At 60.5% G+C, this 26,067-nt stretch carries 20 protein-coding genes and 1 pseudogene; 10 read left to right on the forward strand and 11 right to left on the reverse strand.

Translation table 11 applies throughout. The features are described from left to right. From VIZ63_RS00280 to VIZ63_RS00295, 4 genes and pseudogenes are all read right to left on the reverse strand, one after another. Nucleotides 1-140 (reverse strand): annotated as a pseudogene (locus VIZ63_RS00280) (transposase); the annotation flags it as partial. 105 nt (nucleotides 141-245) lie between these two features. Continuing rightward, a complete protein-coding gene (locus VIZ63_RS00285) occupies nucleotides 246-533 on the reverse strand; it encodes a hypothetical protein (protein ID WP_331607472.1) in 288 nt (95 codons plus the stop codon). A gap of 29 nt (nucleotides 534-562) precedes the next feature. Further along, the gene (locus VIZ63_RS00290; protein WP_331607473.1) at nucleotides 563-2,176 is read right to left on the reverse strand and encodes an amidase family protein; all 1,614 of its coding nucleotides are present in this window, start codon (nucleotides 2,174-2,176) and stop codon (nucleotides 563-565) included. 526 nt (nucleotides 2,177-2,702) lie between these two features. After that, complete coding sequence (locus tag VIZ63_RS00295) at nucleotides 2,703-3,941, reverse strand: CaiB/BaiF CoA-transferase family protein (protein ID WP_331607474.1); 1,239 nt, start codon at nucleotides 3,939-3,941, stop codon at nucleotides 2,703-2,705. Nucleotides 3,942-4,167: 226 nt separating this feature from the next. Between VIZ63_RS00295 and VIZ63_RS00300 the strand changes: the two genes are divergently transcribed. Beyond that, nucleotides 4,168-4,812, forward strand: a complete 645-nt coding sequence (locus tag VIZ63_RS00300; RefSeq protein WP_331607475.1) for a TetR/AcrR family transcriptional regulator — start codon at nucleotides 4,168-4,170, stop codon at nucleotides 4,810-4,812. Between the two features lie 46 nt (nucleotides 4,813-4,858). Here VIZ63_RS00300 and VIZ63_RS00305 read toward each other — a convergent pair whose 3' ends face one another. Beyond that, entirely contained in the window at nucleotides 4,859-7,198 is a 2,340-nt protein-coding gene (locus VIZ63_RS00305) for a TonB-dependent receptor (protein WP_331607476.1), read from the reverse strand. Between the two features lie 577 nt (nucleotides 7,199-7,775). Here VIZ63_RS00305 and VIZ63_RS00310 point away from each other — a divergent pair. Beyond that, a complete protein-coding gene (locus VIZ63_RS00310; protein WP_331607477.1) occupies nucleotides 7,776-9,254 on the forward strand; it encodes a hypothetical protein in 1,479 nt (492 codons plus the stop codon). A 239-nt stretch (nucleotides 9,255-9,493) separates the two neighbouring features. On the opposite strand, the gene VIZ63_RS00315 is transcribed toward VIZ63_RS00310, so the two are convergent. The 3 genes from VIZ63_RS00315 to VIZ63_RS00325 form a co-directional block, all read right to left on the reverse strand. After that, a complete protein-coding gene (locus VIZ63_RS00315) occupies nucleotides 9,494-12,118 on the reverse strand; it encodes a TonB-dependent receptor (RefSeq protein WP_331607478.1) in 2,625 nt (874 codons plus the stop codon). 118 nt (nucleotides 12,119-12,236) lie between these two features. Further along, complete coding sequence (locus VIZ63_RS00320) at nucleotides 12,237-13,097, reverse strand: OmpA family protein (RefSeq protein WP_331607479.1); 861 nt, start codon at nucleotides 13,095-13,097, stop codon at nucleotides 12,237-12,239. Nucleotides 13,098-13,108: 11 nt separating this feature from the next. Next, on the reverse strand, nucleotides 13,109-14,350 hold the full coding sequence (locus VIZ63_RS00325; protein ID WP_331607480.1) for a hypothetical protein: 1,242 nt from the start codon (nucleotides 14,348-14,350) through the stop codon (nucleotides 13,109-13,111). Between the two features lie 700 nt (nucleotides 14,351-15,050). Between VIZ63_RS00325 and VIZ63_RS00330 the strand changes: the two genes are divergently transcribed. The 3 genes from VIZ63_RS00330 (at nucleotide 15,051) to VIZ63_RS00340 (ending at nucleotide 18,369) form a co-directional block, all read left to right on the forward strand. After that, complete coding sequence (locus VIZ63_RS00330) at nucleotides 15,051-15,992, forward strand: LysR family transcriptional regulator (protein ID WP_331607481.1); 942 nt, start codon at nucleotides 15,051-15,053, stop codon at nucleotides 15,990-15,992. Nucleotides 15,993-16,378: 386 nt separating this feature from the next. Further along, entirely contained in the window at nucleotides 16,379-17,047 is a 669-nt protein-coding gene (locus VIZ63_RS00335) for a response regulator transcription factor (protein ID WP_331607482.1), read from the forward strand. A 14-nt stretch (nucleotides 17,048-17,061) separates the two neighbouring features. Continuing rightward, nucleotides 17,062-18,369: an ATP-binding protein gene (locus tag VIZ63_RS00340; protein WP_331607483.1), complete on the forward strand. Its 1,308-nt coding sequence runs from the start codon at nucleotides 17,062-17,064 to the stop codon at nucleotides 18,367-18,369. A gap of 59 nt (nucleotides 18,370-18,428) precedes the next feature. Here the strand turns inward: VIZ63_RS00340 and VIZ63_RS00345 are convergent, their stop codons facing one another. Then, nucleotides 18,429-19,433 carry a DUF4097 family beta strand repeat-containing protein gene (locus VIZ63_RS00345; protein ID WP_331607484.1) on the reverse strand — a complete coding sequence of 335 codons (1,005 nt, stop codon included), beginning with the start codon at nucleotides 19,431-19,433 and terminating at the stop codon, nucleotides 18,429-18,431. Nucleotides 19,434-19,603: 170 nt separating this feature from the next. On the opposite strand from VIZ63_RS00345, the gene VIZ63_RS00350 reads away from it, so the two are divergent. The 3 genes from VIZ63_RS00350 (at nucleotide 19,604) to VIZ63_RS00360 (ending at nucleotide 21,893) form a co-directional block, all read left to right on the forward strand. Then, nucleotides 19,604-19,759 carry a hypothetical protein gene (locus tag VIZ63_RS00350; protein ID WP_331607485.1) on the forward strand — a complete coding sequence of 52 codons (156 nt, stop codon included), beginning with the start codon at nucleotides 19,604-19,606 and terminating at the stop codon, nucleotides 19,757-19,759. Nucleotides 19,760-19,967: 208 nt separating this feature from the next. Continuing rightward, entirely contained in the window at nucleotides 19,968-21,431 is a 1,464-nt protein-coding gene (gene zwf, locus VIZ63_RS00355; RefSeq protein ID WP_331607486.1) for a glucose-6-phosphate dehydrogenase, read from the forward strand. 54 nt (nucleotides 21,432-21,485) lie between these two features. Continuing rightward, the gene (locus VIZ63_RS00360; protein WP_331607487.1) at nucleotides 21,486-21,893 is read left to right on the forward strand and encodes a hypothetical protein; all 408 of its coding nucleotides are present in this window, start codon (nucleotides 21,486-21,488) and stop codon (nucleotides 21,891-21,893) included. A gap of 104 nt (nucleotides 21,894-21,997) precedes the next feature. Here the strand turns inward: VIZ63_RS00360 and tadA are convergent, their stop codons facing one another. After that, on the reverse strand, nucleotides 21,998-22,480 hold the full coding sequence (gene tadA / locus VIZ63_RS00365) for a tRNA adenosine(34) deaminase TadA (protein WP_331607488.1): 483 nt from the start codon (nucleotides 22,478-22,480) through the stop codon (nucleotides 21,998-22,000). Between the two features lie 401 nt (nucleotides 22,481-22,881). On the opposite strand from tadA, the gene VIZ63_RS00370 reads away from it, so the two are divergent. Continuing rightward, complete coding sequence (locus tag VIZ63_RS00370; protein ID WP_331607529.1) at nucleotides 22,882-24,027, forward strand: hydantoinase/carbamoylase family amidase; 1,146 nt, start codon at nucleotides 22,882-22,884, stop codon at nucleotides 24,025-24,027. Between the two features lie 51 nt (nucleotides 24,028-24,078). Next, nucleotides 24,079-24,294 (forward strand): M20/M25/M40 family metallo-hydrolase, encoded by a 216-nt coding sequence (locus VIZ63_RS00375; protein ID WP_349261087.1) that lies wholly within the window; start codon nucleotides 24,079-24,081, stop codon nucleotides 24,292-24,294. Nucleotides 24,295-24,389: 95 nt separating this feature from the next. On the opposite strand, the gene guaA is transcribed toward VIZ63_RS00375, so the two are convergent. After that, nucleotides 24,390-26,000 (reverse strand): glutamine-hydrolyzing GMP synthase, encoded by a 1,611-nt coding sequence (gene guaA, locus VIZ63_RS00380; RefSeq protein ID WP_349261088.1) that lies wholly within the window; start codon nucleotides 25,998-26,000, stop codon nucleotides 24,390-24,392. Nucleotides 26,001-26,067: the final 67 nt, after the last annotated feature.

Consider the following 26,067-nt stretch of genomic DNA (forward strand, 5'->3'; position numbering starts at 1 on the left):
TTCATCCCCTGGCTTTTCAGATGCGCGTTGACCTCGGCAAAGATTGCCTTGCCCAGCCGATGCTTCTCCAGCAGATGCCGAAACTTGCACACGGTGGTTTCATCCGGCGCCGCTTCCCGGCCGAAATCAACTCCGACGAACGCACCAGACCGAAGGGCACAGATTCCAGGTAGTAACCCACCGGGCTTGAGCCGGCATACATGGCCCCGCCAGCCGTAACACCGCGAATATTTATACGCGCTCGGTCACCCGCCACTGGACACACCGGGCGTTTGCGCGAGTGCGTCGGCCACATTGCGAGTACTGGAGCTTTCCAGGGCCGCGCCCGACATCACTGCCAGCGAAATAGGCACCTCCTGTGCTCGCTCCGCTCGCTTCTGCGCAGTAACCAACACTTCTTCTAGATTTTTCGCGGCGGCGGAGCCGCCGTCATCGGCAGCGAAGCCGTGTTGTGCAACCAAGAATAGCGCTGCACCGCTCAAGGTGGAGGCGCACGCGCGACGAATGGCGCGCTGTACTTTGGAACAACTCATACTAGCCCCTCGAAATGATTTCTCGGTCGCTACTGGACAAGTGATTCAGCTGCCGCTGCTTGTTTATACGCGGCTGGGGGTACACGCTTTCTAGTGGCCTGCTCGTAGGCATACCCAAAGGACAACAATGTCTTCTCCGACCACTTCGGCCCAATGAAAGAAAGCCCAACCGGCAATTCGTTCACGAAGCCCATGGGCACCGTTAGATGTGGATAACCAGCAATGGCTGCATAGGAGGTGGCGCTGGGAGCGGGTGGCTGGCCGGCAGCCGCAGCGGCGCGGCGGGCGCCTCCACTGCCATCCGGTTGAATGAGGCCAGCGGGACCACCGGTGAGCGTCACCAGCGCAACCACGTTGTATTGTTTTAGCAGCCGGTCGATGCCCTGCTGACCAGCCGCGGTCTCGGCTTTGTTACGAATTTCCTCATAGTCAGCGCTCTTGCGTCCCTGGGTCGCCTCGGCCATGTCCCAACGCACATGGTCATGCAACTTCTCGTGCGGCTCGGTATCGCTGAACGCAATCAGCTGGGCGAGATTACGGACCTTGACGGCAGAGGGCGTGCCGGCCAGATAGGCATTGATATCGTCTTTGAACTCGCGCGTGAGTTTGACATCCATCATTTGCGAGCTGAGATCGATGAAGCCCGTATCGGCAATCTCCACAAGCTCGGCACCCTGTGCAGCAAGATCCTGCACCGCCTGGTTGTACACGGGGTTGGTGCTTTCATTCTGCCCAGACAGGCCCCGCATGACCCCGATTCGCTGCCCCTTCAAAGCGTCGGTGCGCAGTGCCGCCACGTAGTCGGTGCGATACTGGTCAGCCTCCTTCGACCAGGGATCGCCCGCATCGCTGCCGGCCAGCACATTCAGCAGCATCGCCGCATCACGCACCGTGCGTGTCATCGGACCTGCCGTGTCTTGATTCAAGGAGATGGGCACGATGCCGCGACGTGAAACCAACGCAATGGTGGGCTTGAGACCTACCACACCGTTGACGTTTGCAGGACCGGTGATCGAGCCGCTGGTTTCAGTGCCGATAGTGGCTGCGCCAAAACTCACTGCTGCCGCGATCCCCGAGCCGCTGCTCGAACCTGCGGGGGTTCGTGACAGGTCATAAGGGTTGTGGGTGCTGCCGCCCACCGTGCTGCCATTGAAACCGCCAGTGGTGCGATAGTTGGCGAACTGTGAGAGGTTGGCCTTACCTAGAAAAACCACGCCAGCGGCGCGCAGACGCTGTGCTACTTCAGAGTCTTTGGCCGCCTTGTTGTCTACCAGTGCATAGGACCCCGCCGTCGTTGGCACTCCAACGACATCGATGTTGTCCTTGAGCAGCACCGGCACACCATCGAGCGGCCCCAGGCTTTTGCGAGCCTTGCGGCGCTTGTCGGCCGCAGCCGCCTGCTTCAGCGCATTGGGATCGATCCCAATGACCGCATGCAGCGGCCCGTCATACTTTTGAATGCGATCGATGTAGGCCTGTGTCACCTCGACGGAAGTCGTCTTGCCAGCCGCCAGGTCCCCGGCAATCTGTGACAGCGGGACATCCTCCACCTCATAGGAGCCTGCGGCAGTCGCCAGTCGCATGCATGCCGCCATTGCCGCCGCACTCAAAAGGACCAAACGAACGTCTACCCGCACTTTCATGTCGCATCATCCTAAGTGTGATTGTTATATAGGGAGCTGGCTCAAGCCATCAGCGCGGCGAGATAAAGATCATCGAGTATCCAACGCCACAAATCCCCTGGTTCTACGCTGCTATCAGCATAAAGCGACGGTAGACTCGATAAAGAAACGACACCGCCCGCATCGAGCTGGTGAGTGGCAGCGTCTAGATACGAAACATCACTGAGCCTACTAAACGTCAGTGATATTTTTTAATCGTTATTTTTTAGAAGTGCGGGTTGTTTATTCCCCCCTCGGATCGGAGTGCTGAGGCCGTGGCGACAGCGACTCAGATCGGGAGCGCCGAGATTGAAGCGGTCGCGAACATGGCATGAGCAGCGACGCTCTAAAAAGTGGCGCTCGAAACGGCGGACAACGATGAGCGCGCTATGGGATATGGGTGACGTCGGTCGCCCACACCTGGTTTGGCCGCTCGATCTGCAGTCGCCGCCCCGGATGGATTCCCGCCCACGCGGGAGTGACTGACCTGGAATTGATCAGACCTTTCCTAGATCACACGTTGCTGACGCAGCTCCTCCAGACGCTTCGGGGAATAACCCAGGAGATCCCGATACACATGCTCGTTGTGCTGGCCGATGCTGACGGCCAGCGTGCTTGCGACCTTACACGGAGCACCGGAGAACAGAATCGGAACGCCAGCGGTACTGAACTCCAGACCGCTCGGGTAGGCTGGATGTTGAACGGTGTCGACCTCGCCCCGCGCAAGCACGCGGGAATCCGACAATGCGTCGATCGGGGATCTGACCGGCGCGACCGGCACATTGTTCGCCGTGAGCCGCTTCACTACGTCGTGCGTACTGCGGAATTCGCACCAGGCGCCAATGGTCCGCTCGAGTTCCCCGGCATTTGTGACTCGCGCATCTCTCGTGGAGAAGCGCTTATCGTCTGCCAGCGGAAGATCCATCGCCTGGCACAATCCGCCGAAGAATCCATCGTGCACGGCAACGATCGAAACATACCCGTCAGCGCAGCGGAACACCCCAAAGGGCGAAAGCCGCGGCACCGTCAACCCGGTGCGACTCGGAATTCCCGCCAACTCCATCGCGTGCCAGTTTTCGATTGCCACAAAAGACGTAAGCGCACCCAGCATCGACACATCGACGTGCTGCCCAGTCTTCGTGCGCTCGCGCTGCTGCAGTGCCGAGAGTATTCCTATCACGGCAAAGACAGGAGCCAGCATATCGGCGACGGGAATGCCGAACCGTACCGGCTCGGCACCGGCGTTCCCACTCGTGAACATCGCGCCGCTCAGCGCCTGGATGATCACGTCCATGGCCTTGCTGCCTTCCGCGACTCCGGCACCGAATCCGCTCAGCGAGCAATAAACGATCCGGGGATTCACCGCCTTCGCCGCCTCGTACCCGATACCCAATCGATCGGCCGTACCGCTCGTGAAATTCTCCACGACGACATCGCTGACCGAAACCAGATCGCGGAACACATCCACCGCGTGGGGAGATTTCAGATTCAGCGATACGCCGTACTTCCCCCGCCCCCGAGTCAGGTGGGAAATGGAAATGTCGTCCTCGTGCACCTTCCTTGGCCCGATCCCGTCTCGCCCCACGTACGGACTGTTGTCGCGCGCCAGATCGCCGCTGACTGGATCCTCGATCTTGATGACCTCCGCCCCAAGTCCCGCCAGCAATAACGTGGCATAGGGACCTGCCAAAGCGCGGGTCAGGTCGATGACCCGAATACCGTCGAGCGGTTTTGCAGTTGTTTCCATGGGCGTGTGAGCGTTGCTGGCAGTGGAGGTCGAGCGCATGAGTCCCGTCGACGGAGGGAGATTCGCTCAGAGTCGACGGGCTGTCGCCGTCGCAATCACTCATTCTGGATATGCAATCGATTTAAACAATTGTTTTATTCGTGAGCAAGAGCACTCTCGGGAGCTGGAGAAAGCTCTGGCGGTGAATTACTCTTTCGGCACACTGTCCAGGACGACGCCAGCCCCCATGCGATCCAAACCGAAACTCATTTCGACGACCAGCACGAGAGACCGGATTCTCGCTCAGGCAGCGAAGCATTTTGCCCAGCGCGGTTTCAATGCCACTTCACTGCGCGAGATCACGCGTGATGCCGATGCGAACCCGGCCTCGGTGCATTACTACTTCAGCTCGAAGGCCGAGCTCTATCTCGAGGTGATCGCAGGCTTTCGCGAACTTCTGAGCAAGCAGCGCAATGACGCGCTTCTCGCCATCAACCCGAAGCTACGCGGGACGCGACGCATCCGCGCAGTTATCCATGCTTATATTGCACCGCATGTTCGCCTTTGCGCGGACCCCGCAGCAGCGAACTATGTACGCATCGTCGCTCGCGCCACGTCCGAGACGAGCTATCCAGTGGAGATCCAGATCCCGAGCACGATCAACACGCTGCGCGACGAGTTCATGCGTGCGCTGAAGGAGGCGTTACCATCTGCTTCGGAAGAGCGAATCCGCAAGGCATTTACTTTCACGGTCGATCTGATGCTGCTTGCTCCGGTCGATACCGTCTATGAATCGCTCGCCGGCAAAACCGCCTGGCCCGACGATCCGGAAACCCTGATCGAATATCTGGTCGAGTTCTGCACCGCCGGCATCGTCGCAACCTGCAGCTGATCTTTGCGGACTCCCCGCCCTGAGCGCAGGGAGTCCACAACCAGCCTCAGAACTCCAGGCGAATGCCCGCCGCCCACTGCCGCGGCGGCTTGTAGGTCAGCATCTGACTGTTGTTGGGCACGGAGTGAACACCGTTTGCCACAATGGCTTCGTTCGTCAGGTTCGATCCGCTGAGGAATATCTCCCACCCGCCGTCGCTCGGCTTGAGCGCAATACGTGCGTCGACCGAGTCGTAGGTATCCTGCGCCACTGCTTCCGTATTGTCGGCATCGATGTAGTACTTGTCGCTGTACTTGTAGTCGACACGCATATCGAGATTCCAGGCGCTGCCAAGGGAAACCGTATAGGCAGCCGAAAGGTTCGCTGTGAGCTTCGGCGCGAACGGCAGCACACAGTTCATGCCACACGCAAGTTGCACGCCCGTGCGAAGCTCCGTGAATTCGAATTCCTGGTAACCCAATGCCGCCGAGAGGCGCAAATCTGCCACGGGCAGATACATGATCTCGAGTTCCCCGCCCCGGGATTCGCCGCTGCCCGCATTCTCTTCGAGCCGCACCCCACCCAATTCAGCGGACAGACGCGTGATCTGGATGTCGGTGTACTCGCTGTAGAAGATCGCCGCGTTGGCACGCAACGTGCGACCGAACCATTCGCTCTTGATGCCCGCTTCGATCGTTTCGAGTTCTTCCTCGTCAAACGACTGCAGTGCCGTCGCCGATGAGGGCCGCCCGTTGTAGCCGCCAGCCTTGAATCCCGTCGAGCCTTGCACGTAGAGCATGACGTCATCAGTCGGCTTGTACTCCAGGCCCAGCTTCGGCGTGAAGATGTCCCACTCGTCGACCGGTACGGGTGTGAGGTTATAGGTATCGAAGCTGACAATGCCCCGCAGCGGGCGCACCTCGTAATAGTCGAACTCCTTCTCCTCTCTGCTGAAGCGCGCACCCGCCGTGAGGCTCCAACGATCCGTGAATGCAAACACGCCGTGCAGGAACACCGCATAGCTCGTGTTCTGCATGAGTCGGCTGCCGGTGCGCGTATTGTCGAGACGTGCATTGTTCGGATTGCCAGCACCCCCCAACCGGCAAGGCGCCGCACATCCTGCAATCGGCACGGTCGGCGTCAACGAATTCAGCGGCGCAGCTTCCAGCGCTTCGAACAACCCCGCCTGCTGACGCGAGCGCTGCACATCCCGCGCTGTTTCATCGAAGTACCACAGCCCCGCAACCCAATCGAGTCGATCACCGAACGCGCTGCCGAGGAACTGGATCTCCTGACTGAACTGATGCTGCTTGATATCGACACCGCCAGTCGCAACGATGTCCGCCGGCGTGCCGTCGCCATCACCGCGCGTCGCGACCTCGAGCTCGCGATAACCAGTGATCGATTTCACCTGGACGCCGTCGAGACTCCAGGTGAGCCCGAGCGATGTGCCCCAGATATCGGAGCTGTTGTAGCCCGGCCAGTTTGCATACGTCGTCCACGGCTTCGTCGTAATCCACTGCGTGCCGTAGGTCGGCAGGCCGTTCGGGGTGGCGTAGAACTGATTGTAGGCGGCGTTGTTGGCGCTGATCGCGCCAGGCATGCCGACCATCTGATACTCGACCGAATCCTGCCGCTCCCGCGTGACGTCCGCGGATAGCGCAGCCTCGAAGACCTCACTGGGCGTCCACAACAGCGTCGCGCGACCGCTCTGCCGATTGACGTCATTACCGCTGGTCGCGTTGTCGCCGAACTGCACCGGATCCACGTCTTTGTACAGACGCCGGTAGTAGCCATCCTGCTCGCGCGACATCGCAGACACGCGTAACGCAAGCGAGCCTGGCACCAGCGGCAGATTCAAGGAGCCGCTGATGTCCTGGCGGTTGTAGCTGCCGAGTGTTACTTGCGCGACGCCGCCCAACTCATCGTCAGGACGCTGTGTCGTCACGACGACGGCGCCACCAATCGTATTCTTGCCGAATAGCGCACCTTGCGGACCACGCAGCACCTCGATGCGCTCGACGTCGAGCAACTCGAGCACCGATCCTGGCGCCCGCGCCAGATACACGCCATCGACGTAGATGCCGACGCCCGGATCCTTCGTGATGATGAAATCAGGTTGACCGACACCGCGGATGAAGACCTGGGCGAAGTTGCCGCCGCCGCTGCCATTGCCGGCGTACGAGAACTCCATGTTCGGCGTGACATTGGTGACGCTGCGCAGATCGATCGCACCGATCTCCTTCAGCAGGTCCGCACTCAGCGTTGTCACGGAAACAGGCGTTACCTGGAGATTCTCCGACGCACGCCGGGCGGTCGTGATCACTTCCTCCAGCGCTATCGGCTCCAGCGTCTGCGCCGACACTGACACCGATAGCGCAGCGGTCAAGCCGATGGTCGCTTGCATAGATCGAATTCGCATATACCCCCCAATCTTGATTCCAGTGCGATGACGGGGCACGAAAGCTCCACCTTCGCGTGAGTGCGATGCGCGCGTGTGATCACGAAGCGCGTCGCTCGACATGAGACAACGATTCACCGGCTGATCCAGGCCTCGGTTGCCCTGGTCGTACTTGCCTTGCCATGAATGTCGGACTGTTCGCCTGGACGTGCCTCGGAAGTTCGCTCGTACCTGGCGCTGGCAGTGAACGACTGCAGCACCGCAGCGCGGCGATCCGTACGGCGACAAATGCACCTCCCTCCTATTTGATTTCTTCTCCTGTCCCCCGGGACGCTGCACCGGCTTCTGGCAGACTCAGGTTTGATACACCTACTTAGAGCACTTGTTTAAACTCAGATTAGAGGCCGTCTGTGGCTACGTCAACCATGCGGCTGCAATCGCTCACTGCCACACACCGCCCACCACCGTTGACACGTCCCGGCTACGCTCTTACGCTCGGATAATCACTTGACTTAATCAAGTGATTACTCCGCCTGATGCAAACCAGCGCATACCTGCGCATCAACGATATCGAGGGGGATTCATGATTCTTCTTCACTCATGCACCCGATCGCGCGACCAACGCGCTCATCGCGCACCTTCACATCCCGTCCTGCCGCGCTTGCGGAAACTCGCGGCGGCGACGCTCATCGCCCTGGGAGCTCCGGCTGCTGCGCTTGCGGCCATCACGACGACCGGGACTCTCGCGGATGGCACTGCCTTCAGGATCGACTATCCGGATCAATTCAATGGCACGCTCCTGGTCGGACTCGACTATGCGTCGAGCAATCCGAACTCGGCAGCAACGCAAGCTTTGCTCGCTCGCGGCTACGCGATGGCGGGCACGACACGCTTCGTTACGGGCGGCTGGAATACCGCCGGTGGGGTGAATAACCAGGTCGAAGTGGTCAACAAGTTCAAGAGCGTCCACGGTCGTCCGATCCGCGCCGTCGCGTTCGGATCATCAGCAGGCGGACACACCGGTGCAGCGACGATCCAGGCGCGTCCTGACGTCTTCAACGGCGCGGTACTGATGTGTGGCGGCCTGTCCGGCACGGTTGGTCAGTGGCATGCCAAGCTCGATGCCGTCTACGTGGCGAAGATGCTGTTCGCGCCGAACAATCCGAATCTTCCAGCCATCAACATTCCGGATGACTTCGCCACCAATGCCCGCCCCGCCTGGCTGGCGATGCTCGCCAACGCACAGCAGACGCCGGAGGGCCGTGCACGAATCGCGCTCGCAGCAGTGCTCGGGCAATTGCCGACGTGGTCGAATCCAGCGAAGCCGAAGCCCGAACGATGGGATCTGGCGGCGCTGCAGGCAGGCCTGTACGACAGTCTCGCCGGCGGCCCCCTGCCCACCATCGGGCAGGCCATGAGCAGTCGGAACGAGATCGAGCGACGCAGCGGCGGCAACATTTCTTCGAACGTCGGGGTCGACTATGCCGAGCTGCTGTCGCGAGTGGAGAATTCCGAGGTGGTTCGTCAGCTTTATCGCGATGCGAATCTGGATCTGAACGACGACCTGAAGACACTGGCGCGCTCGCCACGCTACAAGGCGGACCCAAAGGCGATCGCGTGGGCCGAGCCCGGTATTTTCGACGGTGAGCTCGAAGTACCTGTGCTGACGGTGAACAATATCGGAGACAACATTTCGACCGCTGCCAGCCAGTCGGCATACGAGAACGAGGTAGAACGGGCGGGTGCGAAGCACATGCTCCGCCAGGTGTACGTGGAGAGCGCGGGTCACTGCGGCTTCAGCGCTGCCGAGACAGTGGCCGCCGTGGAAACACTCCAGGCGCGTTTGCTCACAAAAAAATGGAGCGATTCGGACAATCCTCACAAACTCAATGCGCTCGCTCGCTCACTGAATCTCGGCGCTGCGCGCTTCATTGCCTACCAGCCCGATGAGTTCGCGCGTCCGTTCACGGAATGCGACCTCAAGCAGGCCAAGCGCAAGATACATCTCCCGGAAAAGACCAAGGTGCGCTTTCAGAAGTGGCATCGCCACTACTCCTGCTGAGAGCTGCCTGCCCGAGTAGATCGTTTGGATCTACTCGGGTCCTGTTGCGGCGGGGTACCAGGTCTCGCCTTCCCTGCCGCGGCGCTTCCCATTCGTCGCCACCAGCTTCGCACTCGGCTCCGGCCCTCAGGCAGCCCGCCGCGACTTGCATGACCAGCCCATCGTCCTGCAATGCCGATACATGTTGCATGCAGACTGGCGTCGGGCGCTCCCTTGACGCGCCCGACGCCGAAGTCCTGCTACCAGGACTTGGTCAGCCCAACGGAGATCAAGCGTCCGTACGGAGACGCCTTGCTACCGTCGTAGCCATCGCTCTGGTTGACGAACGGAGGGTCCTCGTCCAGCACGTTGGCGACGTTGAGCGACAGAGTCAGGCCCGCAAGCATCGACTCACTGCTGAATTCATAGCTGCCATTCAAGTCCAGCGTGACGTATGAATCGATCCCGCGATTCGGCGTGAAGTTCGTGTCCCAGTAATGACTCGAATAATTCACCGACAGACCGACTCCGACATCATTGATCGCCCAGCTGAGGTCGCTCTTCGCGCGGAAGCGCAATGGATACGCAATGGTATTCACTCGCTCGAGCACCGGAGCATTCGCGGTGAGCTGCGTATCGAACTTTGTAAAGTAGGTTCCCGTCGTACGCCACGAGATCGAGCCTGCCCGATCGGTCATCCAGCGATATCCAGCTTGCAGGTCGAAGCCGCGGGCATCGGTGATACCGCGGTTCATCGGTCGAGCGTCGATGATGAATTCGATGACCGGTGGCAGGACTCCACTCAGGGGAAGCCCATTATTGAGAACCGCCTGGATCTGTTCTGGTGTGGGATTGCGTGTGATCACGTCCGCGTAGATCGCTTCCTGCTGGAGGGGCGACGATCCGAACGGCGCGGCGATCTGATTGTCGTAGTCGATACTGAAATAGGTCACGTCCAGGCTGAGGTCAGGCAACGCCATCGGGGACCATTTCGCTCCGATCGTATAGGTCGTCGCCTCCTCCGGTCCAAGGTCCGGATTGCCCGCGCGGATAGTGATACCCCGGCTCTGTCCTGTCGGCGACCTGGGATCGGTGGCCGTGGTCGACACGTTCGCCTGACCTGGTGGACGCAGATCCGACAGACCAGGCGCCCGGAAAGACGTGCCGTAGCTACCTCGCAGCTCCAGATTCGACGCTGGCTCCCAGGTGATGCCGACTTTCGGATTGGACGTGCCGCCGAAATCGCTGTAGTCATCGTAACGGGCCGCCAACGACAGGTTCAGATTCTGAATACCCGGGAGCGCATTGGGTGTACCGACGATCGGCACAAAAACCTCCGCGTAACCAGATACTACTTCACGCACGTTGTAGCCGATGTCTGCAACCGGCGCGGTAACGGTGCCGCGCGTCGTTCGCGTAGACAGGCTGTTGCGTCGATATTCGGATCCCACAGCCAGCCGAACTGAGCCACCAGGAAGATCGAACAGTCCACCATCGGCGCGCACCTCGCCCGCGGCCATCGTGTTGCGCCCTTCTGGCGTGAACTGGCCAACGAAGATCCCATCGATGACAGAAGGATTCGTTCCCGGACCAAACGGATTGAGCGCAGTCGCCGGGTTACTGCTGGCGAGCGCGGCAGTGAGCGCAGGCGTGGAGATCGTGCGACTGAACGTGTGGTCATAGTTCTGGCCCCACGAACCTGCGACCTGCATGCGCCAGTCGCTGGTGAGGTCGATTTCCAGATCCATCGTGCCCGAGTAGGTCTCTGAAATGCCATCCGCCGATCGCAGGCCGGCCTCGTCGACAAAACTGCGTTCCACCGTAACTCGCGTCGCACTTACCCCCTGCGGCAGGACATAGAACGCATTGGTGTTCGGCACGGTCAGTGTCGCCAACGAAGTGACCGATCCTTGCGCGGCGAACTCCGGTTCGAATGTCTTTCGGGAGTAATAGCCGCCTGCACTGATACGAGCTCGATCACTCAGATCCTGCCGCACACTGAAGATGGCGCTGTGACGCTGTTGCTCCGGGATGATGTCCGTAATGGCGTTATCGCAGAGATTACGTGTGTTCGGAATCAGGCTGGCAGGATCGATCGATCCGCCCGCTGCGGACTGCGGCAATGCGTACGAGATACCGTTCACCAGGATGTTCCCTGGATGACAGGTCGACTGCCGAAAATCACTGCCGCCTTTGCTGCGCTGATCCTGAGTGTAGAAGTTCCTTCGTTCGCGACTGTTGAGGCTGTCGTTGTCCGTGTACTCATAGGCGAACATTGCACTGCCACTGCCCCACCGGTGCCCAAGCAACTGACTGACCTGATTTCGCTGGTAACCGTCAGCGCTGTTCAATCGCAGCGCGGTTTCTGCGCCCGTGAAATCGCGACGCAAGATGAGATTGACGACGCCTGCAACGGCGTCGGACCCATAAATTGCCGAGGCCCCATCCGCAATGACTTCGACGCGCTGGATGGCGATCGTCGGGATCACCGAGGTATCCACGAAGGCCCCTGCGGTGCCGCTCTGCGTCACTCGATGGCCATCGAGCAAGACGAGCGTCGCGACTGGACTCAACCCTCGCAGATTGATTGCCGTTGCACGAGAAACGTTGGAAGCAGAAACACCCGTCGTGCTGAATGTCGTCTCGTCAATGCCCGTTCCTACCACTTGCGGCACTTCCTTCAGAAAGTCCGCCACGGTGCTGGCCGTGCTCGTCGTCAACTCGGCGCGACCCAGCGCAACCGTGGGCGCACCCACCGGGGCAATGCCGCGGATACGGCTGCCAGTGACGACGACCGACTCGGAAATCGCTTCGGCCGCGGGCGCGGCATCGCCGGAACGCTCCTGCGCGTGACCTGCCGTTGAGAAGGTCGCGGCCAGAATCATCACTCCACTCACACCAGCGCGATGTGATGCCTGTCGGATCGCAAGCTTCAGTAAATTGCAGCCGCACGACGCCGGCGCAACACGTGTTGCAGTATCAGAGCCCATGAGAACCCCCTTATCAGTCTTTGTGTGCAGGGATGACGGCGATATTCACCCTGCGTTTTTCGTAGTCACGAACGCCATTCGAATGTTCAGGCTTCTCGTTCCAACTGACCGCAATCACTGCCTTGGGAACACCGAAGTCCTCGAGGATGGCAGCGACCGTCCTGGCGCGACGCTCTGCGAGCCCCTCCTTCTCGGTAATCACTGACCCGTCCGACAGCACGACACTGCCGCGGTAACCCACGACTTCGACACGCTGTGCCTGTGCAAGCGCCGCATAGTCAGCAGCCCGGTCCACAGTCGCCTGCTCCGTCGGAAACGGCAGATAGTTGGAGTCGAAGTAGTAGGGAATCGTGAACTCGGCGGTTTGACGTTCGGCCGCCATTTTCTTCTGGTTGGCCGCAATCGCCGCAGCGGACCGCTCGGGATTGATCGGACGCCGCACCGCCGTCGATTTACCGCCCGGGGGATCTCCGTCAGGAGTAATCGGTCGTGGACCGGTAACGTGATAGGCGTCGCCCGGCAGGATTTTGTCGCACTCGGGGCTGACCTCGGCCTCAATGACCGACAACTTCACGTCAGTCAGAACGATCCCACCGCACATGCGTGGTTGATCGGTCACGATACCTTCGACCAGCACCTTGTGCATGAGGGAAGGCGAGAACACGACGTCATTGGAGCGACCGGTCTGCACGGTCAGGAAGTAGCGCTCCCCTTCGTACTCGGCGACCCAGCACGGCACATCCTTGGTATCGAGAACGATAGGGCAAGTGACGAAGTTCTTCTGCTTTTGCTTCAAAGTGGCCGGCCGAGCGACATCCGCCACGCTCGTAGAAGACGCCAACACACTGAGAATGATCAGATTGGTTGTTCGCATGGTCTTCTCCCTCACAGGACGCTCATGAAATTGGTCAGATCCTGCTTCTCTTGCTCGGTCATCTCCATCTTGAATCGAGTGTCGTAGTAATCGACGACAGCGCGGATAGTCTTCGCGGAGCCGTTGGAGAAGTACGGAGCACGAGCGGACATACCTCGCATCTGCTGCATGACGAGCGAACCGACGTCCATGCATTTGCCGGTGATCAATGCACGACCCGGGTCATGCGTGACGAAGTCGCGTCCGAGATATGGATGCGGCAATGCATCCTTATTGCATGTCACTCTGAACACCGGAAGATCCGGCATCAGCGGCGCCATTGGCGGGTTATTCACGCCGAGATCCATCAGTCCCGGAGAGATATTGTTCCCCGCCAGGTGCACGCTGTGGCAGATCGCGCACGTACGCTTGTATGGGTTCCCCATGCCGATCGAAGTGAACCACGCAACATCCCGAATCCACATCGGACGAACGAAGAACACGTCGTACCCTCTCGCCACTGACGAACGAAAGTCCTTCTGTTCCTGCGTCTCGCCCGCAGGTTCACGCCATGAGTCGAAGGACATGAAGACCGGGGTGGTCCAATTGTTTCCAGGCAGAATGGATTTACCTGTCGCCAAAGCCATTGGGCCGAGCGCCGGAGGCGCGTTCAGTCCGGTGAGAGAGCCGCCGACCCGATGCGTTTGCTGCGCGACGTACACCTGACCTTCGAAATCCACGATCTGCCGGATCTGTTCGTCGGTTACTGCACCATTGCCACGCAAGTGCGTCAGTACCGCGTCCCGTGCCTGAGCTTCGAGCGTCGGATGGCGCGCATCCGAGAGGATCGGCAGACCCACGCGCTTTCCCGTCTGCGGATCGATGGCGAGCGGCTCACCCGTCTTGCCGTTGAAGCGACCTGACAGCGAGAACGATGTCGTGACGTAGCGCAAGTTGCCCGCCATACGCGGACGCCTGTAGACGGAGACCGTCGGCGTCGCCGACTTCATCCCGTATGTCGGGCTCGTATTGCAGCCCGCGGGGTCTTTCACGATCTCCAGGGTGAATTCGGTTTTGATCGGCTCACCGGCTGCATTCCTGGGTGGCCATGACAAGGGAATACGAATCAGCCCATGATCCAGCAGCAACGAATGCGAACCACGTACGCCGCGTGGCTGATCCGGGCAGTTTGCGCCATCCCCGGTGTCGAACAGCGGGTCAGCGCCAGCGGTGGCCTCCCATCGCTCACGAATCGAGCTCAACGACAGACTCATGGCATCCGCAGGCTGATGGCACGTGATGCACGCCCTGCCATTCGACCCTAACGGCTCGAAGAACGGATGCTTCGAAGTGTCCATAGCGCCATCGGTATTGATGATGCCCAGGGACCCCTCACTGTTCGGATAGCTCGCGGCCGCCGGCATCGACTGCCCGCGCTCAAACCATCTTTCAGAAGCAGCATAGGTTTGCGGAGCTGCGGGTTTCTCCGGAGCGGCAGATACCGATAGTACGATGACGGATGTCCCGCACACGCCGAGCACAGCACACAGCACGCTGCTCAAACGCTTTTCTACCTTAGACTTCATTTTTAACCCCCAGTTACATGGACTTCGATTCAGTCACTACCGCTGCCGAACAGCGGCGGATCGAATCCGTCATCATCGATGAAACGCGAAGAAGGCAAGTCACGTCGACGGCGCATGGGGAAACTGGCGAAGTCGAACGATTGAGTGGGGCAAGCGCCCAGACAGCACCGATCGACGCTGATCACACATTCCCACCATTGCGTGTTCGTCGGCACCACCAGCGCTCCGGCGAATCTTTCTTGTTCTGATATTCAGTCCGAATCTACACGATAGGCCAGGGAATGAAACCGCGACGTCCTTAATATCAATTATTTGTTTATCGAATACCCCATTGCCCACGAAACAGGGCGATGTCAGTATCCTGTGACTACAGTGCGACGATGCTCATGTGAATATCCGACACGTCGACCTCAATTTGCTGGTGATTTTCGATGCGTTGCTGCGAGCCGAGAGTGTCACGCGCGCTGCACAGCAGCTGGGAATGAGTCAACCTGCCACGAGCCTTGCCCTCAACAAGCTGCGGAAGTTGTTTGACGATCCGCTTTTCGTGCGGACTTCGGCGGGTATCTCACCCACGCCGCACGCAGAACGATTGGCGGCACCGGTTGCCGCAGCTCTGGACCACATTCAATCGCAAGTCCTGCAACAGCCGAGCATCAACGCCGAGCGGTCGCAGCGTTCGGTAACACTCATCACGCACGACATCGGAGAGCTGGTATTCCTGCCGCCGATCACGCGTCACATCACCAGCGCCAAGCCTGCCGTTGCCGTCGAAATCCGAACGATCGATCTGGCCGCCTCACAGATCGAACCGGCATTGCGCTCCGGCGAGGCCGACCTCGCGCTAGGGCACTACCCGGGACTTCATAGCGCTGCGCTGTATCAGCAACGCCTGTTCACGCACTCCTTTGTGTGCCTGGTGAGGCGTGCCCATGCAGGAATCGGCACGAACATCACGCGCAGGCAATTCATGGAGGGAAATCACGCTATCGTCAACAGCGATGGAAGTTGTAACGACGTCATCGAATCAGAGCTTCGGGCGCTTGGCCTGCAACGTCATGTCGTGATGAGAGTTCAGCACTACCTGGGTCTGCCCATGATTCTCAGCGAGTCCGACCTCATCGCAACCGTGCCGCTTGCCATCGGGAAAAATCTCACCCGGATGGCCGATATCAAGCTGATGCGGCTGCCATTCAAGCTCGCACCGCGTATCGTGACTCAACACTGGCATTCGCGGTTTCATCGCGACCCCTCCAATCGCTGGATACGCGGGATCGTTTCCGATCTTTTCGTCCATCGATCCCGAAGCACGCCTACAGCGGAGCGATAGCGAGGACTCGGCTGCAAGGACACTGCACCTGGAAGCGCGCACGGAAACTCCATTGCTAAGTCTTTGCTAAGTATTGAAGCAACGAGTCGAAGCCGCGAGTCCTAGTGACCTAGTCGGCAATTCGTTTCATGCGGGACCGATGGGTCCACTTGTGTCGTCGAGATGCCTGCGTTGTAGAATTTGGCGGATGTCGGCATCCGATGCCTGCCCGCGCGCATAACTATAAATACACCTAGGGGGACACGGTGCTTAACGTCCTGGATCTTCGCTTCGACAATCCGCTTTCGTTTTATACCCTCCAGCAGTCGAGTCACGCTTCCAGAAAGCTCGCTAACCCCGTGAACCGTTCGAAATTCCGCGCCCACCCCAAGTCTTTCGCGTGACGCATGCGCCTGCTCCTGGTCGAAGATGACGAAATGATTGGCCGCAGCCTCGTGCGGGCACTACGCGATGATGGCTACGAAGTGGACTGGACACAGGATGGCGCGGCGGCAACGAGCGCTATCGACGTACCTGACTGTGGTTACGCGCTGGTACTACTCGATTGGGCGCTGCCCAAGCGCTCAGGCATCGAAATTCTCAACGAAATGCGCACCCGTCGAATCGACATACCGGTACTCATGCTGACTGCCCGCGATTCCATTCAGGATCGTGTCGAGGGACTCGATGCCGGCGCCGACGACTACCTGGTGAAGCCGTTCAGTCTCGATGAAGTCCGCGCACGAATCCGCAGCCTTCTGCGCCGAAGTATTGCCCGACCAAGCGCGGCCCTCGCTCACGGCTCGCTGGTCCTCGATTCGGTAGCTCGTCGCGCCGAACTTTCAGGGCGGGCCGTGGAACTCACCGTTCGCGAGTTCGCACTCCTGCGTGCACTACTCGAACGACCTCACGCGGTACTGTCCCGCAGCCAGCTGGAAGAGCGTATTTATGGCTGGGAGACTGAAGTTTCGAGCAACAGCGTTGAATTCCTGATTCATGGAATACGCCGCAAACTCACTGCGGACATCATCGAGAATATTCGAGGTATCGGTTGGCGCATCGGAAACATAACCTGAGCCTGCGCCGTCACTTGACCCTGGGGGTTGCGCTGTCGCTCGCGCTTGGCGCGGTCCTCGCTGCCGTCGTTTCGGAAATCGCGATGCGCAGGCAGGTGCACGAGCTTCTGGATCACAACCTGATTCAGATCGCCCAGATCGCCGCGCATATCGACGGGCAGGGCCGGGAAAGCGCGCTGGCTGCCTTACGCCAACCCGCCGATAGCGCAATCATCGTGCAACGCTGGTACGGCGACACCATGTTCGGCCTCGTGCCCACCAAGACGAAGGTACCGGAACCTACGCAAGAAGGCTTTCTCAATGTCGAGTTGCGAGGTTTTCTCTGGAGGTCCTACGCGCTTGCGACTACCGATGGCTGGGTCGTCGTGGCACAACGCCTCGAATCGCGCGGCGGACTGATAAGCGCGGCGGTCTCCGTGGCAGCGTTACCCATGTTGATTTGCTTGCCGCTCGTGACATTGCTGGTAGTCGCCATTGCGCACAACGCACTAAAACCGTTGCATGGTTTGGCGCGGGAGCTCGAGCAACGACAACCACTGAGCAACGCTCCATTGGATGTCGCAAGCGGCCCGGCGGAGGTGGCACCACTCATCGAAGCGTTCAACGGTTTGCTCCTGCGGGTTACCCACAGTATCAAACGGGAGCGCGGGTTCGTCATCGATGCCGCGCATGCCTTGCGAACACCCATTACAGCGCTTCAGCTTCAGGCAGATTCCATAGGCGAATCGAAATCGAAGTCCGACTTTGATGAGCGCCTGCACGACCTGCGGGGCGGCATCGCCCGTGCTCGCCGAACTGTCGAGCAATTGCTGGAGCTCGCACGTAGCGAGCATGCGAGTTCCGGGATCACCGATGTGCGACAAGCACTGAGCACGTTGCCCGAATCGTTTTCGGCACTGACCAAGGACAGGGAGATCACGCTCGTGTTGCAGGGGAACGTCCACGCCCACGTGCCGCTTCGACCCGCCGCGCTGTCCGTCGCCTTGCATAACCTGGTTGACAACGCACTTCGCTACAGCCCGACCGGGAGCACCATCGTCATCTCCGCGGAAGTCGTCGGCGGCTACTGCGAAATACGCGTCATTGACCAGGGCTGCGGCCTGGCTATCGAAGAACACGAGCGTGTTTTCGATCGTTTCTACAGAGCGACTGACGACATGACCGCGGGCACTGGCATTGGCCTGTCGATCGTCCGCGCAATTGCCCAATCCGCCGGTGGCAGTGCGAGGCTCGAGACTCGAGAGCACCTGTCAGGCCTTACGGCCGTCCTGCTTTTGCCGCTGATGCCGAGCCGCGAGCAAACTCGCCTGGGGCTTTCATAGGGATATCACGAAACCGAGCGCCAGACTGTTCCGCCCGAAGCACCTGTAGATCGGGGGCGTCAGTCGCGGGCGAGGAGCCGGATACTTCCACCGGACGTTCGCGCACGGATCTCCGGACCACCACCGTTGATCGTGCCGGACAGCCGTCGCTCGCGCGCTTCGGTGGTGGTGACCGGCAGTTCACTGCTGACTGAACCGCCACTCGTTGCAGCATCGAGTCTGCCGGCGATGACCCGCGAGACCCGCATCTCGATACCGCCACCCGTCGTGGAGACATTGATGCCGCGGTTGGCGCCGATCAGTTCGACACGAATGTCGCCGCCTGAACTGCTCACGCGAATGCCGCCATCGATGCCTTCGGCCTTCACACCACCGCCGGATGAGCGCAGATCCACACCGCCGCGGATATTCAAAGCCGTCACCCCGCCTCCCGAAGTTTCGGCCGTCGTTGTGCCTTCGATCGTCTCGAGCTGAATACTGCCACCGGACGTGCGCGCCAACAGACTCCCTCGCAGGCCGCGTACCGAGATGCCGCCGCCTGATGTATGTATGTCTGTATCGCCCGTCACGTCGCTGACGTCGATACTGCCGCCCGACGTCGTCATGCGCACCGGTCCCTCCACCTGAGCCACGCTAACGTTGCCTCCCGATGTCTTGCCCAGTGCCTCGCCCTGGAGCTGCGCGAGCCTGATACCGCCACCCGATGTCTCCAGCGTGACGTCATAGCGTTTCGGCACGATCACTTTCACCGCCATCTGACGGCTGCCGCTCCAACTGAACCAACCCGATGCACGACGTTTGGCGCGCACCGAGACGCCGTCTGTACCCTGCTCCGCTGCCAGCTCGAGGTCGTCGAGAGAACTTTCCGATCCAGTCGCGACGATCCGGACAACCACCTGGTTCGCGTCGGCCCCCGTCACTTCGATGGTGCTGCCATCGGCGTCGACGGTCAGTCGGCCCCCGGGGGTCACGGAGAATGTCTGGTCCAGGCGCTTTTCCGCTGCCTGCACGCTGAATGTCAGAACGGCGAGGCAGATTGCCGTACCCATCACGAATCGATTCATTGGCTATCCCCAGTGGCATCCGTCTGCGTGTGACGCGCCGCGAGGCAGAAAGGTTGCAGCTGGCGGTCCCGGCGCTGATCACGACCGGACCGCAACCTTCGGCGGGGCTGCTGCATCCAAAACATCACAGGCGGCAATCGGGCAGCCCGGGAAGCTCCAAGGAGATAGTCATGTTTGCTCTCACATCGTTCGGTCGTAATGCACAGCGCAACCTCTGCCTGCTTCTGTCGACCATCATCGTCGCGGTCTGCCTGTCGCTCGCCGACTATGCAACTCAACGCGCGGCGGATGATTCGTACTCGGTGACGGTGACGCAGATTCAATGACCCCGGTTATCTCTGTCGGCGCCTTCTCATTGGCGCCGACAGCCACGGCGATCTGCGCGGAAAAGAATCGTTCCGACCGGGGTCCGTCCTGCTTTGGTGCACTTGCACCCTCTCGTATCGCCGCAGTAGCCAATCCACGAATTCCCCGCTTATCCTCACTGCAGCGCGCGACGATCGTCGCTTCGCACAACTGCAGGAGCATGCATCGGTGGCCAAAGTCCCTTCTGGTGTCGGTCCGAAATACCCGCAGGTTGTCGTGCTGTTCGGCGCCACCGGCGATCTGTCGCGACGCAAGTTGCTGCCTGGACTGTTCCACCTGGCCAGCGCAGGCTTCATTCCCGACTGCCGCATCATCGGCGTCTCGCTCGACGACATCTCTGCCGACGACTTCCGCAAATTCGCCCGCACGGCCATGGACGAGTTCGGGGCGCGCAAATTCGCCGATGCCGATTGGGAAACGTTTGCCAGGAACATCGACTATCTACCGCTATCAGCGGGAGCCGCAGCGTTGCGAGCGGCCGTGGAGAAGGCCGAGCAATCCCTCAAGACCGAGAGCCGGCGTCTGCACTATCTCAGCGTGCCGCCGAATGCCGCGCTCTCTGCGGTCCGCATGCTCGGTGAAGCCCAGGTCGACAGGAACTCGCGCATCATCATGGAGAAACCGTTCGGCACGGATCTCGCAAGCGCCGTGTCTCTGAACTCCAAGCTGCACGAAGTCTTCAGCGAGGAGCAGATTTTTCGCATCGATCATTTCCTGGGCAAGGAGCCGGCGCAGAACATCCTGGCGTTCCGCTTCGCCAATGGGTTGTTTGAACCCATCTGGAATCGCAACTTCATCGATCACATCCAGATCGACGTCCCCGAAACGCTCGGACTCGGCACGCGTGCCGGCTTCTACGAAGCAACGGGCGCCTTCCGCGACATGGTCGTGACCCACTTGTTCCAGATTCTCGCGTTCGTCGCGATGGAGCCGCCGACCGCACTCGAGCCCGCGCCGATCAGCGAGGAAAAGAACAAGGTCTTTCGCAGCATGCTGCCGATTCAGCCGCACGATGTCGTGCGTGGTCAGTACACCGGCTATCGCAGCGACGAAGGCGTCAACCCGGAATCGGAAACGGAAACGTTCATCGCCCTGCGCTGCTCCATCGACAACTGGCGCTGGGCGGGCGTGCCCTTCTTCCTGCGCACCGGCAAACGACTCGCCGAAGGCCAGCGCATCATTTCCATCGCGTTCCGCGAACCGCCGAAAAGCATGTTCCCCGCTGACTCCGGCGTGGGCGCACAAGGTCCGGATCATCTGACGTTCGATCTGGCCGATGCATCGAAGATGTCGCTGTCCTTCTACGGCAAACGGCCCGGTCCGGGCATGCGACTGGACAAGCTCAGTCTGCAGTTCGCGATGCGCGACACCGGATTGATCGGCGATGTGCTCGAAGCGTACGAACGACTGATTCTCGATGCGATGCGCGGGGATCACACGCTGTTCACGGCCGCTCAAGGCATCGAACGACTATGGGAAGTTTCCACGCCGCTGCTGGAGGCACCGCCACCCGTCAGGCTCTATGCACCTGGATCATGGGGCCCGAATGCGATTCACCAGCTCATCGCACCGCGTGCGTGGCGCCTGCCGTTCGAGCGCACGTGGCGCGCGCCAAATCAGCTGGGAGGCTGACAGACCCGCGCGATGCGCGGTGGTACTGTAGCCGCCCGAATCAGCGAGGTTCTCATGCAAAGCGTACTGGTGGTCTACGTGCTCTCGATCCAGAGCAGTTATGCGGAAGACTCCGAAGCACCGGCCGACGACGACACGTTCGACACGGTGCAGTTCTTCATCGGCCCCGAGTCTGCATGGCGCATTCGCACCTTCAGCGTGGACGAAGACGTTCACGTCTACTCGCTGGGCCCGACTCAGCCGGAGACGCTCGACAAAGTCTGCGATAGCACCGAGAAGACCTACGGCGACGTCGTCGCGGCGAAGCACGTCTTCAGCTCGGACGAGGGCATCGATGGCTTGAAGAAGGAGCTCGCAACGTCCGTGCTTGGCGCGAGCGTCAAGGAATCAAAGCAGCACGGCTTCTGCTTCTGGGTCCCGGAAGGATCTGACTACCAGACGCGGTCGACGCCGGAATCCTGAAACCGGAGGTACACAAAGGACACAACGTGAGAAAAGGGGCTCCGGGCCATCGACTTCCCTTGTCTTCTGTCTTCTTTGTGCTCCTTTGTGTACCTCAATTCTGTTCACCGCCGAGAAGCGAAGAACGATCGCAGCAGCGTGCTGCACTCGTCGGCGAGCACGCCGGAGGTCATTTCCAGGCGGTGATTCAACGCCTGATGCTGCACGATGTTGAAGACGGACCCCGCCGCTCCTGCACGCGGGTCCGTCGCGGCGTAGACGAGCCGCTTCACGCGTGCATGCACCATGGCGCTCGCGCACATGGCACACGGCTCCAGCGTCACGTACAGCGTCGTGTCGAGCAGCCGATAGTTGCCCAGCGTCTGCGCGGCCGCGCGTAGCGCAATCATCTCGGCATGGGCCGTGGGATCGCTGGTGCTGATTGGACGGTTCCAGCCTTCGGCGAGCGCAACATCGTCCTTGACGATGACGGCACCGACCGGAACCTCACCGGCGTCCTGCGCAGCTTGCGCAAGCTCCATGGCACGCCGCATCCAGCGAACATCCGTATCGAGTAGCGTCTCGGGAACAGGATCTGGTTGATTCATGGGCCACAGGATAGCCCAGCGGCCGCAGCCGCTCGACCCACGATGCCGCGATCGATGCACCGATGGGCGAATCCAGAACGCGAGCGCAGCCAGCCGGCGGAAATTCGGACAATGAGAATCGCTCTCAACACTGGCGATCGATCTCTCTCGCGACAACCCATTCGTCACGACATGTAAGCGTGTATTGCCGAGTCAGGTCCAAACGCCACGACGAGACTGCTGGGTTGTCCGAACTGACCGTTTCCTGCAGCTTCCTTGCTCAGCCACATCCGTCGCGCCTCGACCGGAGACATGCAACGCGACGGTCAGCTTCCACGGGAATTTTGTGCACGCGGTCGTTCGACAATAACCTGCACCGTCGCAATCGATCGCCATTGGCAATCGCTGAACGCATGGTTGCAATGACTGCCAATGGCGGCCTGAATGCGCAGCGAATAACAATCACACCAACGCGTGTCGCAGCAGGACAAGCAGGTGGGAAAATCGATGAAGACAACCAACCGCCGGACATTTCTGCGGCTTCTCGTCGGTATGGCCGTGATCCTTCCGGTCCGATCGTGGGCGAAGCTGGCAGACACTCCAACGCTGCGGATCAATGCGGCGCGACTGCAGAATTCGCTCGAGCAGCTCAGCGTATTCGGACGCCCGGCGGGAGGCACCTTCGCCGATGGCGTCAGTCGCCTGGCTTATTCCGACGCCGATATCGCTGCACGGGCTTACGCCATGCAACTGATGCGAGATGCCGGATTGCCCCCGTCAGCGACGCGGCAGGAAATATCAGCGGGTTGCGTGCCGGCACGGATCCATCGCGGCGGCCGATTACATTGGGTTCACATATCGACTCGGTTCCCGACGGCGGCAACTTCGATGGTCAGCTTGGCTCGATGGCCACCATCGAGGTCCTCCACACGCTCAATGAAAAGCACATTGCGACACGTCATCCGATCGAGGTCGTGATCTGGTCGAACGAGGAAGGCGATCCAATGGGCAGTGCTGCTGCTATCGGATCAGTCCCGCCCATGCTCGCGGACCCCGCGAGCATGGAGGGCGTCGCTGCCCGCGAAGGTCTGCGGCGGATTGGCGGTGATCCCGAACGCATCGCGTCGGCGCGCCGCGCGCCGGGGTCGATCCACTGCTATCTCGAATTGCACATCGAACAGGGCGGAATTCTCGCTCGCGAGGGCATTCCGATCGGGGTCGTCGATGGCATCGTCGGCATCGCCCAGTATCAGGTCACCATCGAGGGTGTTGCCAACCACGCCGGAACAACGCCGATGCCCATGCGACAGGATGCGCTTCTCGCAGCGGCGAAGATGGTGGAGGCCGTCAACGAAATCGCGAAAGCGGAGCCGGGCAGCCAGGTCGCTACGGTTGGCAAACTGGAAGTGACGCCCAACGCAGCCAATGTCATTCCCGGTCGCGTCCGTCACACCGTCGAAATCCGCGACCTGTCATCCGGGAAGGTGGCGCGTCTGGGCGCAGCGATCGCGAAGCGCGCAGAAGCGATCGCCACGGCAACCCGAACCCGGATCACGATGACGAAATAGCTCGACCTCGACCCTGCCCTGGCTGATCCGCGGTTTCAGTCGAAGATCGAGTTGGCGGCCACCAGCCTTGGTTTGAAGACGATGCATCTGCCGACCGGCGCAGGACATGATGCCCAGGAACTGGCCAAAATCGCGCCAATGGCCATGATCTTCGTACCGAGCGTCAACGGCGTCAGCCACTCACCCAGGGAACTCACTCGCTGGACCGACTGCGCGAACGGAGCAAATGTGCTTCTGGGGACGCTGCTCGAGATTGATCGCGCCTAACGTGGGACGGCGCGCGTAATCAACGGCTCCTCAACGGTGAAGCAACTTCAGGACGGCAAGAGTCGCCGCCGAATCCATTGTCACCGTTGATAACGCTACTCCCACTCGATCGTCGCCGGCGGCTTACCCGAGATGTCGTAGACCACACGGGAGATGCCCTGCGTTTCGTTGATGATCCGGCGCGCGACCACATCGAGGAACTCATAAGGCAACCGCGACCAGCGTGCGGTCATGAAGTCGATGGTTTCGACACAGCGCAGAGCGATCACGTAGTCATAGCGGCGACCGTCGCCCATCACCGCAACGGACTTCACCGGCAGGAAGACGGCGAATGCCTGGCTGGTCCGATCGTATAAATCGTGACGACGCAGCTCTTCGATGAAGATTGCGTCGGCTTTGCGCAGGAGTTCCGCATAGGGCCTGGTCACTTCGCCCAGGATGCGGACTGCGAGGCCAGGGCCCGGGAACGGATGGCGATACACCATCTCGCGCGGCAGACCGAGTTCGACGCCGAGCCGGCGGACTTCGTCCTTGAACAGCTCGCGCAGCGGCTCGAGCAGCTTGAGATTCATTTTTTCAGGCAGGCCACCGACGTTGTGATGGCTCTTGATCACGTGCGCCTTGCCGGTCTTGGAGCCGGCCGATTCGATCACGTCCGGATAGATCGTGCCCTGCGCCAGCCAGCGGATGCCTTCGAGCTTGGCGGCCTGCTCTTCGAATACTTCGACGAACAGACGACCGATGATCTTGCGCTTGCGCTCCGGATCGTTCTCGCCCTTGAGCTCGCTGAGGAAGCGTTCTTCGGCATCGACGCGAATCACGCGCACGCCCATGTGCTTGGCGAACGTCTCCATGACCTGATCGCCTTCGTGGAGGCGCAGCAGTCCGTGATCCACGAATACGCAGGTGAGCTGCTTGCCGATCGCCTTGTGCAGCAGCGCACCGACCACCGACGAATCCACACCGCCGGACAGACCCAGCAGCACGTGATCGTTGCCCACCTGCTCACGAATACGTGCAAGCGAATCAGCGATGATGTTGCCGGAACTCCAGCGCGCCTCGCAGCCGCAGATCTCGCGCACGAAGCGTTCGAGCAGCTGCGTGCCCTGCAAGGTGTGAGTGACTTCGGGATGGAACTGCACGCCGTAGTACCGGCGCGATTCATCGGCCATCGCCGCCAGTGGCACGCTGTTGGTGAAGGCCGTGGCGACGAAGCCATCGGGCAATTCCTCGACGCGATCGCCGTGACTCATCCAGACATCGAGCAGTGCCCTGCCCTGATCGTCACTGTGATCCCGCAGGCCATCGAGTAATCGGCACGGTGCGGACGAGGTCACCTGCGCGTAGCCGAACTCACGATGATTGGACGCGGTGACCCGACCGCCCAGCTGCTTGGCCATGGTCTGCATGCCGTAGCAGATACCAAGGACCGGGACACCCAGTTCAAAGACGGCTTGCGGCGCAACCGGCGGCTGCGCATCGGTCACCGATTCCGGCCCACCGGACAGAATGATTCCTTTTGCGCCGAAGGCGCGGACATCCGCATCCGATACGTCCCACGGATGGATCTCGCAATACACGCCGCCTTCGCGCACGCGTCGGGCAATCAACTGGGTGTACTGGGCGCCGAAATCGAGAATCAGAATTCGGTCGGCGTGGATATCGGCGGAATTAGCGGGGATCGCGGCGGTCGCAGAAGCGTTCACGCAGGAGGCCTCAAAGTGGGAAACAGGCTACGGACGACGGACCACGGCCAGGACGATGCGTGCTGGC

Source organism: Povalibacter sp. (assembly GCF_036520495.1).
GTDB lineage: Bacteria > Pseudomonadota > Gammaproteobacteria > Steroidobacterales > Steroidobacteraceae > Steroidobacter.